Annotated in this window: 27 protein-coding genes and 3 tRNA genes; 9 read left to right on the top strand and 21 right to left on the bottom strand. The window is 60.6% G+C overall.

Translation table 11 applies throughout. From position 1 onward, the window contains the following. Nucleotides 1-2: 2 nt before the first annotated feature. The 21 genes from QW887_RS09915 to QW887_RS09815 form a co-directional block, all read right to left on the bottom strand. On the bottom strand, nt 3-332 hold the full coding sequence (locus tag QW887_RS09915) for a thioredoxin family protein (RefSeq protein ID WP_316194451.1): 330 nt from the start codon (nt 330-332) through the stop codon (nt 3-5). Then, on the bottom strand, nt 329-739 hold the full coding sequence (locus QW887_RS09910; RefSeq protein ID WP_315768398.1) for a hypothetical protein: 411 nt from the start codon (nt 737-739) through the stop codon (nt 329-331). The genes QW887_RS09915 and QW887_RS09910 overlap by 4 nt, the downstream gene beginning before the upstream one ends. Before the next feature lie 5 nt (nt 740-744). Beyond that, nucleotides 745-3,114 carry a tail fiber domain-containing protein gene (locus tag QW887_RS09905; RefSeq protein ID WP_316194450.1) on the bottom strand — a complete coding sequence of 790 codons (2,370 nt, stop codon included), beginning with the start codon at nt 3,112-3,114 and terminating at the stop codon, nt 745-747. 15 nt (nt 3,115-3,129) lie between these two features. Continuing rightward, nucleotides 3,130-3,202 (bottom strand) — tRNA-OTHER (locus QW887_RS09900). Nucleotides 3,203-3,811: 609 nt separating this feature from the next. Continuing rightward, entirely contained in the window at nt 3,812-4,150 is a 339-nt protein-coding gene (locus QW887_RS09895; RefSeq protein WP_316194449.1) for a hypothetical protein, read from the bottom strand. 351 nt (nt 4,151-4,501) lie between these two features. Continuing rightward, complete coding sequence (locus QW887_RS09890; protein ID WP_316194448.1) at nt 4,502-4,744, bottom strand: hypothetical protein; 243 nt, start codon at nt 4,742-4,744, stop codon at nt 4,502-4,504. Between the two features lie 300 nt (nt 4,745-5,044). After that, nucleotides 5,045-5,308 (bottom strand): hypothetical protein, encoded by a 264-nt coding sequence (locus QW887_RS09885; protein WP_316194447.1) that lies wholly within the window; start codon nt 5,306-5,308, stop codon nt 5,045-5,047. Between the two features lie 2 nt (nt 5,309-5,310). After that, nucleotides 5,311-5,664, bottom strand: coding sequence for a hypothetical protein (locus tag QW887_RS09880; protein ID WP_315740104.1), 354 nt, complete (start codon nt 5,662-5,664; stop codon nt 5,311-5,313). Continuing rightward, nucleotides 5,661-6,140, bottom strand: a complete 480-nt coding sequence (locus QW887_RS09875) for a hypothetical protein (RefSeq protein ID WP_316194446.1) — start codon at nt 6,138-6,140, stop codon at nt 5,661-5,663. The genes QW887_RS09880 and QW887_RS09875 overlap by 4 nt, the downstream gene beginning before the upstream one ends. A gap of 135 nt (nt 6,141-6,275) precedes the next feature. After that, nucleotides 6,276-6,446: a hypothetical protein gene (locus QW887_RS09870; RefSeq protein WP_315740102.1), complete on the bottom strand. Its 171-nt coding sequence runs from the start codon at nt 6,444-6,446 to the stop codon at nt 6,276-6,278. After that, nucleotides 6,443-6,580, bottom strand: a complete 138-nt coding sequence (locus QW887_RS09865) for a hypothetical protein (protein ID WP_315768407.1) — start codon at nt 6,578-6,580, stop codon at nt 6,443-6,445. Before QW887_RS09865 ends, QW887_RS09870 begins: the two co-directional genes overlap by 4 nt. A 3-nt stretch (nt 6,581-6,583) precedes the next feature. Then, the gene (locus tag QW887_RS09860) at nt 6,584-6,829 is read right to left on the bottom strand and encodes a hypothetical protein (protein ID WP_315768409.1); all 246 of its coding nucleotides are present in this window, start codon (nt 6,827-6,829) and stop codon (nt 6,584-6,586) included. 16 nt (nt 6,830-6,845) lie between these two features. After that, a tRNA-Gly gene (locus QW887_RS09855) sits at nt 6,846-6,920 on the bottom strand. Continuing rightward, nucleotides 6,900-7,046: a hypothetical protein gene (locus QW887_RS09850; protein ID WP_315740099.1), complete on the bottom strand. Its 147-nt coding sequence runs from the start codon at nt 7,044-7,046 to the stop codon at nt 6,900-6,902. The genes QW887_RS09855 and QW887_RS09850 overlap by 21 nt, the downstream gene beginning before the upstream one ends. Before the next feature lie 13 nt (nt 7,047-7,059). Next, entirely contained in the window at nt 7,060-7,245 is a 186-nt protein-coding gene (locus QW887_RS09845) for a hypothetical protein (protein ID WP_315740098.1), read from the bottom strand. Nucleotides 7,246-7,264: 19 nt separating this feature from the next. After that, nucleotides 7,265-7,328, bottom strand: a tRNA-OTHER gene (locus QW887_RS09840). Next, the gene (locus QW887_RS09835; RefSeq protein WP_315768413.1) at nt 7,319-7,573 is read right to left on the bottom strand and encodes a hypothetical protein; all 255 of its coding nucleotides are present in this window, start codon (nt 7,571-7,573) and stop codon (nt 7,319-7,321) included. Before QW887_RS09835 ends, QW887_RS09840 begins: the two co-directional genes overlap by 10 nt. Beyond that, entirely contained in the window at nt 7,560-7,991 is a 432-nt protein-coding gene (locus QW887_RS09830; RefSeq protein WP_316194445.1) for a hypothetical protein, read from the bottom strand. The genes QW887_RS09835 and QW887_RS09830 overlap by 14 nt, the downstream gene beginning before the upstream one ends. Next, a complete protein-coding gene (locus tag QW887_RS09825; RefSeq protein WP_315768417.1) occupies nt 7,988-8,302 on the bottom strand; it encodes a hypothetical protein in 315 nt (104 codons plus the stop codon). Before QW887_RS09825 ends, QW887_RS09830 begins: the two co-directional genes overlap by 4 nt. A 97-nt stretch (nt 8,303-8,399) precedes the next feature. After that, entirely contained in the window at nt 8,400-8,720 is a 321-nt protein-coding gene (locus QW887_RS09820; RefSeq protein WP_315768419.1) for a hypothetical protein, read from the bottom strand. Between the two features lie 109 nt (nt 8,721-8,829). Next, nucleotides 8,830-9,006, bottom strand: a complete 177-nt coding sequence (locus QW887_RS09815; RefSeq protein WP_315813937.1) for a hypothetical protein — start codon at nt 9,004-9,006, stop codon at nt 8,830-8,832. Between the two features lie 606 nt (nt 9,007-9,612). Between QW887_RS09815 and QW887_RS09810 the strand changes: the two genes are divergently transcribed. The 9 genes from QW887_RS09810 (at nt 9,613) to QW887_RS09770 (ending at nt 12,903) form a co-directional block, all read left to right on the top strand. Then, nucleotides 9,613-10,053: a hypothetical protein gene (locus QW887_RS09810; protein WP_316194444.1), complete on the top strand. Its 441-nt coding sequence runs from the start codon at nt 9,613-9,615 to the stop codon at nt 10,051-10,053. Next, nucleotides 10,050-10,319 carry a hypothetical protein gene (locus tag QW887_RS09805; RefSeq protein WP_315768425.1) on the top strand — a complete coding sequence of 90 codons (270 nt, stop codon included), beginning with the start codon at nt 10,050-10,052 and terminating at the stop codon, nt 10,317-10,319. The genes QW887_RS09810 and QW887_RS09805 overlap by 4 nt, the downstream gene beginning before the upstream one ends. A gap of 677 nt (nt 10,320-10,996) precedes the next feature. After that, a complete protein-coding gene (locus QW887_RS09800) occupies nt 10,997-11,272 on the top strand; it encodes a hypothetical protein (RefSeq protein WP_315768427.1) in 276 nt (91 codons plus the stop codon). A 58-nt stretch (nt 11,273-11,330) separates the two neighbouring features. After that, nucleotides 11,331-11,570: a hypothetical protein gene (locus tag QW887_RS09795; protein WP_315768429.1), complete on the top strand. Its 240-nt coding sequence runs from the start codon at nt 11,331-11,333 to the stop codon at nt 11,568-11,570. Nucleotides 11,571-11,701: 131 nt separating this feature from the next. Continuing rightward, the gene (locus QW887_RS09790; RefSeq protein WP_316194443.1) at nt 11,702-11,944 is read left to right on the top strand and encodes a hypothetical protein; all 243 of its coding nucleotides are present in this window, start codon (nt 11,702-11,704) and stop codon (nt 11,942-11,944) included. Continuing rightward, nucleotides 11,941-12,165, top strand: a complete 225-nt coding sequence (locus QW887_RS09785) for a hypothetical protein (RefSeq protein WP_316194442.1) — start codon at nt 11,941-11,943, stop codon at nt 12,163-12,165. Before QW887_RS09790 ends, QW887_RS09785 begins: the two co-directional genes overlap by 4 nt. After that, nucleotides 12,162-12,407: a hypothetical protein gene (locus QW887_RS09780; protein ID WP_316194441.1), complete on the top strand. Its 246-nt coding sequence runs from the start codon at nt 12,162-12,164 to the stop codon at nt 12,405-12,407. Before QW887_RS09785 ends, QW887_RS09780 begins: the two co-directional genes overlap by 4 nt. Then, nucleotides 12,404-12,688: a hypothetical protein gene (locus tag QW887_RS09775; protein ID WP_316194440.1), complete on the top strand. Its 285-nt coding sequence runs from the start codon at nt 12,404-12,406 to the stop codon at nt 12,686-12,688. The genes QW887_RS09780 and QW887_RS09775 overlap by 4 nt, the downstream gene beginning before the upstream one ends. Then, the gene (locus QW887_RS09770) at nt 12,685-12,903 is read left to right on the top strand and encodes a hypothetical protein (protein WP_316194439.1); all 219 of its coding nucleotides are present in this window, start codon (nt 12,685-12,687) and stop codon (nt 12,901-12,903) included. The genes QW887_RS09775 and QW887_RS09770 overlap by 4 nt, the downstream gene beginning before the upstream one ends. Nucleotides 12,904-13,077 lie beyond the last annotated feature (174 nt).

Here is a 13,077-nt window from a genome sequence, read left to right as displayed (position 1 = left end):
GCCTATTCCTTGGCCCCGGGGATCGCCGTTCTGATCCATTGCAAAATCTCAGCCTTGGAGCCGGCGCCGACCCGGTTTGCGATCACGACACCCTTGTCGATCGCGACGAGGGCTGGGATCTGGTTGACGCGGTAGAGCTGAGCGGCATTCATGCACTGCTCGACGTCTGCGACGTAGAAATCCACCTTGCCGTCGAGTTGCTTCTCGATGTCATCCAGCATCGGCTTCATGGCCTTGCAGGGCTGACACCATCGCGCCTCGAACTTGATGACGATGGGATGCTTGGCCCCGTGGACCGTTTCGAGTGTGGTGCTATCCGTGATAGATTTCATCGGCTGAAGATCTTCTTGAAAGCTGATACTCCGCCGATACCGCAGACGGTCAGGATGATGTTGTTCTGCATGTTGGCGTACATGCCGGGCAGCGAAGCGACGTTCCAGCTACCGATTTCGTGGCCTAGCAGCGGCATAGAGTCGAAGACCACAGCTGCGGCGTGAGACAGGAAGACGCCGAACGCCACCGGCACCATCCAGGCCGTGAACCAGTGCTCACGATCTTCAGACCGCTGCTGGTTCACCATCTTGGCGAGTTCGATCCTCGCCCTAATCTCCTCGACGTTGAGCGTGGTGTCGGCGCCGACAGCAGCTTTGTATTTCTCAAGGTCGCTGTCGGTTTTCTTGTTGAGCCAGGTCAGGAAGCCGTTGGCCAGACCCGGGATGAGAGAGAGTAGAGCCCACATAATCGTTATCCGTTGAAGCCGTTCGATCGCGCCCAGCTCAACAGGGCCTCGATCTCCGCCTGCTGCGCCTTGATACCTTCGATGAGCACGGGAACGAGCTTGTCGTAGGCGACGGTGCGCCAGCGTTTTCCGTCGTTGCCATCGTCTGGGATTGAGAGATTGACGAGTTCGGGCAGGACAGCCTCGACCTGGTCGGCCAAGACGCCAATGTCACGCCCGCCGGGCCTTCCGATCAGCTTCGTCTTACCATTCCAGGTGAAGCGCACGCCGTCGAGCTGCCCGATGATGTCGAGTGCATCTGCGATCCTGACGACATCGTCCTTCAGGGCAGGATCCGAATAGGCCGTGATGTTGCCGCCCGCAGTGACGTTGCCTGACGGGTCCGAATAGAAGGACCACGGTGCACGAGACCAGCCACCGAACCCGAAATAGCCGTCGGCTCGGATACCGAGCTTCAGCGCGTACGAATCGTTCCAAAAGGTTATGCCGGCGAGGTTGCTGTCGCCGTTGCTGGGAGCGCGACAAACGAAGCTGCCCCTCGTCGCTCCGCCGTCTTGCGACATGGCCATGCTGGCCGAAGCGCCGGTCAGCGACCCCGTCAACTGGATTGAGCCGTTGAGCGGCACATAGTTTGCCGGGTTGAAGTTCCCGCCGTGCCAGACGGCATTGCCGCTTACAGTCAGCGTCGTGAAGGCACCATTGGTAAAGCGAGAGTCGTCGCCCGCAGCGACAGTGCCCGAGGCCGTGCCGACGTTTCTTGTCGCCGCGCCACCGAGGCCGGAGATGTCGCTGTACGACAGCGTCACCGCACCGACGCGACCGGCAACGCTGGTCACTTCCGTCGCAAGGCCGTCGATCTTATCCCAGGTGGTACCGTTGAAGACGATGCAGTCGCCTTGATTCCACTGCGAGATGCCGTCGATCGCAGTCGTGCCGGCGACCGAGACCTTGTACAGGGTGCCCTTCTTGCCGGTGCCAGAGGCGAGAGCCGGCGTGTTCGTAGAGGCGTTCCAGGTACCTTGATAGTTCACAGAGCCGATGAGTGGCGCCATCGCGTTGGTGACGTAGGCCGTCGTGGCAATCGCCGTGCTGTTGTCGCTTGCGGCCGGCGTCGGAGCAGTCGGGGTGCCCGTGAAGGCCGGCGAGTTCAGCGGAGCCCGCGTCGTATCGACAGGGTGGACGTGATCCTCGTGTGCCCACCTCGCGCTCGAGCCGACCGTTCCGGAGCCACTGGGCGCGAGAGGTGTCGCTGTGCCGATCTTCGCGTCAACATAGGCCGTCGTCGCGATCTTGGCCGAGTTGTCGCCGGCCGCCGGCGTCGGCGCGGTCGGAGCGCCCGTAAAGGCCGGAGACGCAAGCGGCGCATAAGCTCCCAGAGTCGAGGTCAAGGTCGACGAGGTGACGTACAGGGCCAACGTGGTCGTCAGCGCGGTGGAAGTCACGTAGCTCGCCAGACTGGCGCTCACATAAGCCGTGGTGGCGATCTTGGTGCTGTTATCCCCGGTGGCCGGCGTTGGCGCGGTCGGATTTCCAGCGAATTCCGGCGAGTTCAGCGCGGCGCCGCCGAGATTGTGGAGCGCCGTCGAAGCATTCGCGACATCCGACAGGTTGTTGACCGACAGCATGTCGCCGAGACCAGGAACACCTTGATCTCCCTTCGGACCTTGCGGGCCGACATCGCCCTTGTCACCCTTTGGACCCTGGATGCCCTGAGGGCCTTGGTCGCCGGTATCGCCCTTCGGGCCCCTGATGCCCTGGATGCCTTGGGGACCCTGATCTCCGGTGGGGCCTTTGTCGCCTTTCGGTCCCTGAGGACCGATGGCGCCATTATCTCCTTTGTCGCCGTTATCGCCTTTGTCGCCCTTGGGACCTTTCGGACCAATGTCACCTTTGAAGCCCTGAGGGCCGCGGAAAGGCCCGATGCCGATCCAGATGCCCTGGCTCCAAACCCATCCTGTGCCCGTCGCAGAGACGACATATGCGTCACCGTCTGGAGCATTAGTCGGCAGATCCTCGTAGGCACCGACCTCGCCCTTCAGTAAAAAGCCACGGCCAGGCTCGCCCTTGTCGCCCTTGGGACCAGGTTGACCTGCGGGACCGGGGTCGCCCTTGATGCTGGGGAACATGTCCCTGAGCTGTGTGAGCGAGACGGTCCTGATCTGGTTGTTGACGAGGATGTCGATGGAGACGTCATCCTCGTTCGGCCCTGATGGCGGACCGTTCGGCGCTTGCTGAGAGGCGAGAGCGATCTTCCGGTTGAGGAGGAAGTACTTCGCGCCCTCTGCCGTCAGCTTAACAATGGAGTTCGCAGGGTAGAAATCCGTGCCAATGTAGATGCCGCTCGGTGCCAGCACCCGATAACGCAACGTGCTCATTGTTCTTCTGTTTGTTGGCACCAGGGGAGAGACTCGAACTCTCGCAGCGCAGTTTTGGAGACGGCCGCCTACGCCGGAGGACCCTGATACGATCACTTGTTGTGTGGTGACGCCTGCCAGATGAAGTCGTGCCACTCGACAGGGCTGAGTTCGATGAATGCCTCGGAAGAACCCCGCACGGTCACACGCACAATTCCGGTCTCTGGCTCACGCTGCGCGTGGATCGAGCCGTCCGTCTTGGTGAGTGCTGCTATGCAGTCCATTGGCAATTCTCGTATTGAACGGCGCACCAGAGCCTGGGATTGAAACGTGGTTCGTGCTCTTGTCCGTACACTGCGACGCCCCGGAAGGGCCGTGCGCCGATAGGCCGAATAGACCTACTTGAAACTGATGCCGGGGGCTGGACTTGAATCTGCGACCCGCGGACTATGACCCCGCCGCTCCATCACTGAGCTACCCAGGCGAATTGGGCCGAGCGTTACCGGGGCGCAGACCCAACGCTCGGGAGAATAATCTGCGCTACTCTCGCGCGAGATGCTTTACTTGGTTAAGCGACAGGTCGCCCCGGCCTTACCGGTGGACCCGGTGGGCATCGAACGTCACTTCTCTCGCACGAGCGATCGGCTTGACGTATGGCCTCATTTAACCCACCACCCCTATGTCTTCAGGTGACGTTCGGTGGGGACCGAGAAGCCAATTACAGCAGGTACGCGGGATGCGACTTCCACCCCTCTGGGGCAAACTCGCTGGGCTTCTCAAAGCGAAGGTCGACCCGTAGACACCTATCAGGTGAGAACTCGTCAGGTCGGATGCTGTCGAGATCAGCAAGGATGCGGGCGTGACCAAATTCCTTGCCGTCGTAGACGACGATGCCGTCGAAGGCGATCACGCCTTGGCCGAACTCTTCGGCGAGGCGCGGCCTGTCGAACCCTTGCTGTCTGAAGAATGCCCAGAAATCTTTGATCCGTGCCCAATCATGCATCCTGGTCACATAACCGCGGGGGGCTAGATCCGGTACCATATCGTCGAAACTCACACTGCTCTCCGATGCGTGAACAGAAGCCCAAGAGCGACCCGACTCCTATCGTCTTTAGGGGCTTGTGGGTCAGCAACGCCACGGCACAGTTCCTGTGCTGGATGCATGTCGCATCGTCGCTCGCTGGGGCTTGTATCTTGCGGTAGTTGCGATCCTTTCGACCTCGACGCGCCCTCAGGCGTTACTCGTCTCAGACGGTCGTCAGCGCCATACCATGGACCTCTGCGCTGATTGGCTGTGCGTAAGTCCCCGCCGGTCCGCAAGCTAGGTTCGGGATTTCCGCCCGATGTCCCTGAGCGCTCAGGGTCTGCCGGCACGCAACGGGGGCGACCCGAGTCGTGTCGACGAAGCTCACTTGCAGTCGCGATCCTTGCGATCGTCGAGGTGGATCATGGGCTGCAGCATTGCGATGTAGAACGGAAGCAGGCCAATCACAACCGCGGCCAGCTCTGCGCTCATGTAGTGCTGCAACAAGGGCTTCAGGTCGATGACCTGCAGTTGCTGAAGCAGAACGGGAGTTGCGCAGATAAACGCGGCGAAAAAGGCATGCAAACGAAATCGAACGCGAGCCCGAAGTTCTCGAAGCTTGTCCATTGTCGTTTCTTCCTGGTTGGCGTTATGGGCTCCGAGGTTTTGCAGTCGGTGGGCGCCGGCTGATTTGTTCTCGGAGCGGCACGGGTGCGGGTAAAGGAGGGAAACCCCGCAGCCGTGCGGCCGGGCTGGGTCAGACGGTTGGCGCTGTAAGCCCCACTCCCTGTTACACGACAGCTCCGGTCGTTCGTTTTCGTCAGCCGGCGGCCTTGCGACGCGCCCGCGCTTTGCGCTCCAGACGCAGGTCGGTGGTGATCCGAGCCCTGGTCGCGGCTTTCTTCTTCTTTTTCTTCTTCGTGGCCATCAGGCGATATTCTCCTGCGGGAGCCGCCAGTGCTGCGGCAGCGCGTCGATCGCCATGCTGGTGCTCGGGATCAGTTGCTCCAGAACCCAGTCGCAGTGCTCGTCCGAGACGCCGCGGGCCGGGTAGACCAGCAGGGAGTTCGAATACAGCTTGGCGATCTTCTGCCCGTATGTGACGGGCTCCCAGTCCTTGGGGTCAAGTCGCAGCCAGGCGATCATCACCTCGGCGTGCTTCTTGGTGTCGGCAACCATTGCGTTGCGCATGGTCAGTCTTTCTGGGCAATGGCGCGATCGATCCAGGCATAGATCGCTGGATTGTCGCGGCGAGCCATGATCATGACCGGCGTCAGCCGGTTCACGACGGTCTCCTCCTGGGCGCGGCTCTTGAGCGAGGCGGCGTGCCAGCAGGCATGATTGATCTCGTGTTCGAGGACTTCAGCGAACGATGAGTCCGGAAGGTCGTCTCGAACGTGGATGATGAAGTTGAAGCGGTCGCATAGACCCATCAGGTCTTGCTCGTCCGCGACAGCGGGATCCCAGTGCTCCAACTGGTAGACGAAGATCCCGATCTTGATCGTCGACGGAAGCTGGCGGCGATCCGGCAGAACGCCGCGTGTCATCTCAGGTCGTCCTTCGTGCAGTCACGCGCGATCAGGCGAACCTTCGTTCCCTTGACCCAGATGACCTCGGGGTGCGGGATCTCCGGCCGGTCACCATTCCAGCCCATGCCCCTGACCATCTTGCGGACCCGCGGCGGATACATCCGCCACATCAGAGACGACATCTCGACGGCGTGCCCTTCCCTCATGACGCCATTCTCATCGCGCCATCGCGAGGTCGCGGTATGGAAGCCGAATGCTGCCGCCTGGGTGGCACAGAACTGAGCACTGGGAAGCATTCCGAGCATCATGGTGCATGCGGAGGCGCAGTCGCCATCGACCACCACTGCCTCTCCTGAGGCCCGCAGACGGGAGTATTTGTCGATGAAGTCGACGATCTTCCAGCCGGGATCGTTCTTGATCACAACGGTGGCTTCGGCATGGGTAAAGACAAGCGCAAAGAGCCCGGCCAGAGCCAGGCGGACCAGGGCTTTCATGTCGGCGACTCCGGCTCGTCTCAACGGGCGGTTAAATGCTGGAGCGCATCTCGGCGAGGTTGAAGGTGAAGGCGCGCTCGATCGAGGTTTGCCAGATCACGTAGCTGAAGAGGAAGATCGACAGCGGGAACGGCATCAAAGATCCTCGTCCTCGTCTTCGATGTCCTCGAACATCGCTTCGAGCGTTTCGCTGATCCGGATTCCGGCCTGCTCGATGCCATCGCCGATATTGCAGATTCCTTGGCCGACACTGGCCAGGCCGAAATAGATCGCCAAGGCGATCATGAGGGTCTCGATGAAGCTCATTGTGCCTCGATGCAGAACAGGTTGTTGATTTTGTCAGTGGCCTCGTGTGCCTTGATGACGGCAGCCAGGTTCATGGCAGCGGAACGGGTCAGCAGAACCGCCATCGCGATGCCGAACAGCCCGGCGGTACGCATTGATCAGATGATCGTGAGATGTCCGCAGCGGACGAGCCGGGTCATCCAGGCCTTCACCTGGCCCTCGAAATCGATCATCTCGCCGCCGCTGGTCTGCCAGTGCGGGCGGATGATCACGATGCGATCGAACTGATAGCTGCGCGGGCTGTCGCCGTGCCGAAACACGCGCCAATGCCGGGTATCAAGATCAAACGCTGAGATGTATTTCTCGGCAATGTCCGTGCTCGCCGCGATGATGGCGTTCCTCATGGAACAGTCCTTGAATTGGAGCGAGGGGCGGGACTCGAACCCGCAACCTTCTGCTTGGAAGGCAGACGCTCTACCGTTGAGCTACCCCAGCAATGAGATCTTGCAGCCGCTTCTCTTCCTGGCGGCACAGGGCTTGGCCGAGATCGGTGCGACGCTTCGGGTCTGTCAGGCAGGCCTTTAGATGCTTGATCTCGATCGGGATCAGAGAGGGCTTCATGCCGATTTCCTTGTTACGGCCAAAAGCCGAGCCAGATGCCCCAGCCATGGATGACGCCAACAGGCCATGCGATGGTGCCGACGAGCAGCAGAAGTGTGCGACCATCCTTGATGGTGGTTACGCCATGCGTGATCCAGGCGCTGGCCGCGATGATCAGGCAGCCGAAATACCAGTAGAGTAGCGTTGGGCTCAGCCTCATGATTCCTCATACGTTGGGTTGCCGAAGACTGGGCTCGAACCAGCGCATCCCCTGCGGGCATTCTCCCACTGAACTACTTCGGCGGAGGTGGCAGGAAGGGCTCCTCGAAGAGCCCCCTTTCCATGGCGACGGCGCGCATGGCTTTGAGGACGTCGTCGATCCGACGTTCCTTGATGGCGCCGACCGGCGTCAGGCCGCCGAGCATCTCATTTCCGCGGGCCATCCAGGCCTGCGCTTCGACCGTTCCGACCACCTGGTCCAGATGCTTGATGACTTGGTAGGCCTGCATGGCGAGAGGCGATGTCGAGATCGGATCAGGCTTCGTCATGTCGAAGCACCGTTCGTGGTCCAGCCGATGCAGGATCGTAGATGCAGGCGATCTCGACCGCCTGTTCAGCATCCGCTCCGGCGCACATTGCGCCGAACGCATACTCCTTGCCAGATCCGATCGCAGTCCAATTCACCTTGCAGCGGTATGAACCGCCTTGCTCGAACACATCCACCTCCGGCTCACCATTCCTGGCGATGAGCCCGGTGTCGTATTCGCTCAGCTCCGGCGGATCTCCGATCTCACCAGCCAGAAACCAGCGGTGAAAGGCCTGAGCCCAGTTCAAGTTGCCAGAGCAGCCGCAAAGGGCTCCGTCGTCGCGCCTTACGATCTTGGTGACATGGCCAAACTTCGTCGACCCCTTGATGATGAGGGTGTCGGCCGCCATGACGCCGTTCTTGTAGGCAACTGTGGTCATGCGCCAGCCTTGATGAGCTGGCAGCCGTAGTTCTGGCCGCGCTTGATGAACTTGAATGAGCCGGTCACCGAACCCTTGACGAGGTGCGGGATCATGGCCTCGAAGTCCTTCAGGAAGACGATGACGATCTTGCCGTTGTGGTCCTTGAAGTCGAAATAGGCGGCGGACCTGCCGCGGCTATAGCCGACATAGGTCAGCGTCGCCACGAACGGAGCGTTGTCGCGCCATTCGAGATCAGTCATCCAGCTGTCAGCCCAGTGCTGCTGGTTGCCATCCTTGTCGAATGGGATCTGGTATTGCCCCTTCGGCATCAGCGCTTCCCTGCCTCGACGTCTGCGACGAGAACCATGAAGGCAATCGCGATAGCGAATCCGATCAGGATCTGTGTGATCTCATGCGCGATCATGTTCACGCTGCCTCCTGCCGGCGGCGACGGCGGCGCCCGGGTACTGGCGCCTCAGCGGTCGTGACTGCATTGACCGCAGCGCTGGTGATGTCGTCCTGGACGGCTTCGAGCGCCTTCTCCATCGCGTGGAAGAGCAGGAACTGGTGAACTAGGTCGTCGGAGACGTCATGATGCTGGATGGTCATCTCCTCGTGAGGAACGATGTCCGGCCCGATGGTGAGCGGCATCAGCATGTTCCGCGACTCGTCCCGGCGCAGCTGGGTCATGCCCGGCCGCCAGGTGCCGTGGCGCGTCCACAGCTTCAACTCGTCGTCGAAAGCCATTTGCGCCTTCGAGATCAGTGCAGCACTCACGCCCATGAGGTCTGGCCTTCTCGCTTTGAAAGGGTGAGCCGGGCTGCCGTTGGCGAGCACCGGTCTCTGGGAAACTGGTTCAGAACGGCCGATGCCGTTTGGGCTGCTCTGGCTTGGAGCGCCCGTTGATCTTCTCGACGAGGTGAGTGCCGAGAGCGAGAATCGTGATGAGGATCATGGCGCAGAAGCCGAGGGTGACGAGTTTGAGGACCAGCTGGCAGAGGACGACGACGAACTCGATGTCAGCGAACATCACGACCGCGCTCCCGGAGGCATGCCCCTCCACTGGGCGAGCCAGAACACTCCGAGCACGGCTGCACACACGGCCGGCGTCAGGACGAGGGAAACGAGGGGAGCCACAGGTGATCCTTTCCGCGCCGTCCCCCGGGGCTCGCCAGCGGTGGAGGCCGGCGTTCCCGGGATCGGGGCGAACTGTGAGGTTTCTTGAATTTGCAGGAATGCCAATCTAGCGCTTCTGTACCCCAATACACGACATTCGTCAAGAGGTGAATGCAAAAAAGCAAATACAGATGCAAATCACGGAACCTGATCGTCCCTGACCGGCTGCAGATGACGTGGCCGGCGCCCGCCGCCAGGCGGAAATGACATGGTTGGAGTGGGGGTTATAGTGAGGGTTCTAGTATACGGTTATTGGTGTCGGCCAGTTTGACAGGGGGTGTCGGCGTATTTGACAGGGGGTGTCGGCCGGTTTGACAGGGGGTGTCGGCCTGTTTGACACCCCCCTCACCGCCGCGGCGCCCTGTTTTGGTTCAGATCTGGGCGCGATAGCGCCCTCGCCCTATGCCCGGTTTCTACCCGGGCATAGTCGAGGGCAAACCTCAGCGTTCTTGGGACGGAAAGCATGGAACTCACCCGCCGGCCCAATCGAAACCGGCAACATGAAGGTGGTTGGCACGTCTACTTTGGCGACGTTCGGGTCGGGCACATCGGCCGGCGATCCGGCGTTCCGACCGACCTCCCACAATGGGGATGGAGCTGCGGCTTCTACCCGGGTTGCGGCCCAAGCCAGACCGCCAACGGATCAGCCTCGAGTTTTGAGGAGGCCAAGGCTGGATTCGAAAACGCTTGGCAGAAGCTACTGCCGAACTTGAAGGACGCCGACTTCGAGGCCTGGCGGAAGGATCGAGACTTCTCTGCCTGGAAGCAGCGTATGTGGGACGAGAAGTGCCGGCTGCCGACGCAGAACCCGAACGGGATCTCGCGCTGCTTCTGCGGAGAGACCATCACGAACGCCGACTACAGCCGGCACATCCATACAGCTCACAAGGGGATTGGGGCATGAAGCTCACCGAGGATCGTCCGTACGCCAAGCCGGAAGCTGCCGCTCGCCGGCTGATGGAGATCGCGCGAACGGTCGTGCCGGTCCAGGACGGACGCATTCACATTGAGAAGATCAACGGCCCCTTCCTGCTGGTCGATGGAGGCAAGCCGGCTGAGTATCGCGCCGGCCTCGATCTCCTGCTCGCAAGAGGCATCCTGGAAATCCACGAGAGCGGCACTTACGTGAGGATCCTGGATCATTCGGATGCAAGTTTGCCTGCGCTGTAGCAACGCCCGTTGGGTCTGTGAGGCCCACCCAGATCTGCCGTGGGGCATCGCAGATCATGCGTGCGGTTGTGGAGCGCCTGGTGAGCCCTGCCCGCTCTGCAATGTGGGGGACGTCCCACTGATGCCGGACGGATTCGTCGCTGAATCGGTTGTGGATGGCCACCTGCTCGATCTTCAAGATATTGACGAGGTGGAGGAGCTTCTCGTAAATATTGAACGACTGAAAAAGCCAACGTGATCAACCAGATGGATGATCGCTATGACGGACATAGCGAACGAAGTCCTAAGACCAATTTTTACGGCAACATTTCATTAAGGCCATAGGTGCAGGATCAAAGGTAAGCCAGGTCGTTCAATGGCCCGGTGAAACGGGGAGAAGTGTTTCCACCACCTCTCCCCATTCCGTAACGCCTTTGGAGCACCTCAGATGCTTATTCCCAAAGACGACCCATGGCGGTTCATCGAGATACTTCTCGATCTCGCCAAGCTTATCCTGTTGATCTTCCGCAGGTAAGCCACTACTCGACACGAAGGCCCCGGACCCCCGGGGCCTTTTTCGTGAGCTTCGATAGAGTTAAGAATGGTCTACTAGGAGTTAACGAAGGGTCAATTCTGTGGCGCCTAAATACCGTTGCAGCAATTTTCCGTTGGCGTTTGCTCCCGCGAGCTGACGCGGAATGCCCTGGTCCAGTGCCTTCGACGATCCAATCCCCCTCCCCAATGGCAAGCACGCGAAAACGTTGCGTGAGGCTGCTGACTACATCCTCAGCCTGCCAGAAGCTGAGCAGCAGCACCGTGCTTGGCAGCCGGCTATCGAGATCTTGATCGGCGCCGCAGAGGGGCGTGATTTCATGCTGCACGCCTGGATCGCGATGAAGCAGGCTCTTGGCAAAGACATGCCTGCTCCCGAGTCCCCGAAGAAAAGGGCGAAGAGCTATCGCATCATCCGGTAGCTCACACCGCAGACGGTGGATTTGGTAGCGGAGAAACAGCCGCTGGCCGAGGCCTGGAATGTCTCTGGCCACGACACCGATTTCCCCTGTGTCTTCCGCGGAACTCCTGCCGGCAACGGCGCTCCTGAAGCGGAGACCATGTCGGCCGCCCGGCAAGCAGGTCGTCGAGCACAAAGCTGATCACCTCGACCAGCTCGACGTTGGTCATAAGGTCGATCTCGGCGTTGGCCTCAACGCGGTTGTGAATGCGCTCGTCGATCAGGTGGGTGCGAATGCGTTGGACAAGGCTAGGCATTAATATCTCCAGTTCGGAATGTCAGAAATGTACCAGAAGAATTTCGTACCCGCAATGTTCTTTTTTGATCATAGGTAACATATTGCTGTTCGGCCACATTTGCATTTCATTTGCATTTATGCTAACCGGACGAGATGCAGCTTCACGACGTGCAAATTCACGACATCGAGATCATTGAAGTGAGCAAGGCCGCTCGCCTGGTCGACAAGTTCCATGGGGCCGCAATCTGCCCGATGCTCAAAGCGCAGGCGCTGTCGGAAAAGCAGATGATCCAGAACCTCATCATGGCGAGGCTCGGGGCGGCGACAGTCGATGAAGCTCAGGCCATCCACATCTGCGACCAGGTGATCGCTGCCTGCAAGAGGGCGAGGCCGTGACGGATATCACCAAGCTGATTGCCGATGCCATCGCCAATGCCGAGGCCGTCAAATCGGCCAACATGATCGGGGTCCGCATGCGCGACGAGAAGCGCCGCGAGGTCACCCTGACCACGATCATCCAGGGCAGCCCGCTCGCTTGGATCGCCTACAATGCTGACCAGCTCGATGAGCTGATCCGGCTGCTGCAGGCCTACCGAGCCGACATGGTGCCGGCATGACCGACGTCACCCGCGCCTGCGACACCTGCAAGCATCTCAAGGTGCCGGCCGACCCGGACCACGCCAAGCACTATCGCGTCTGCACGGTCATCACGCCGCTGCCGGCAAACATGCACGTCTGGAATCGCGAGGAGATTGAGGGGCGTCAATACAGCTCACAGCGCTGGATCACCATCCACTGCGTCGAGACCAAGCTCGGGCTCAAGGACTGTGAGTTGCATGAGCCGCGGGGCGTGCCATGACCATTCCAGATCCCATCCAGGAGCTGCTCGACCAGCTCGGCTGCCAGCTCGCCGAGGAGGAGCTGAACGTCCGCCAGAAGGTCGATCGCGCCCTGGCGCTCGGCAACGAAGAGGCGGCCAGCCACGCATGGTCCGTGTTTCATGATCGCGTGGCGCCGATCCGCGCCGAGATCAACCACATCATCCGCCAGCTCGCCGCGATCGAGGCCATGAAGCCTCGGCCGGTCGTCATCGTGCTAGATCAGGGCGAAGCCCTCGCCGCATTTGGGGACAGCCAATGAAGGAAACCCTGGTAATTCTGTCCCTGGTCATCGGCGCGGCATCGGTCTCGACGCTTGGCCTTGGCTACCTGGCCGCGACATTGCAGGACAAGGACAGGGCCTTCTGCTCATCGCACAATCTGCGAGCCACCGAGATGCCTCGAAGCGTCAGGCTGTGGTGCATGGATGAACAGGGCAGGATCATCTCGCCTTCCGCTATCAGGGATCGGCCATGACTGACCAGGAAGCGATCGTCATGGCTGAGGGGTACGGGCTCTGCCGCTTGTTTCCGGTGGTGCGGATCCGCCGCGGGGCTGCATCAACGAGGTGACGACAGTCGAGTGGCGACCAGGTCGAGAGCCGGCCGTCACTCGAGCGCCGAGCGAGCATCTGATTCTCTAGCGCGAAGC

The sequence above is a fragment of the Bradyrhizobium sp. SZCCHNRI3052 genome, assembly GCF_032484895.1.
Lineage (GTDB): Bacteria > Pseudomonadota > Alphaproteobacteria > Rhizobiales > Xanthobacteraceae > Bradyrhizobium.
This window is presented reverse-complemented; position numbering and strand designations above follow the sequence as displayed.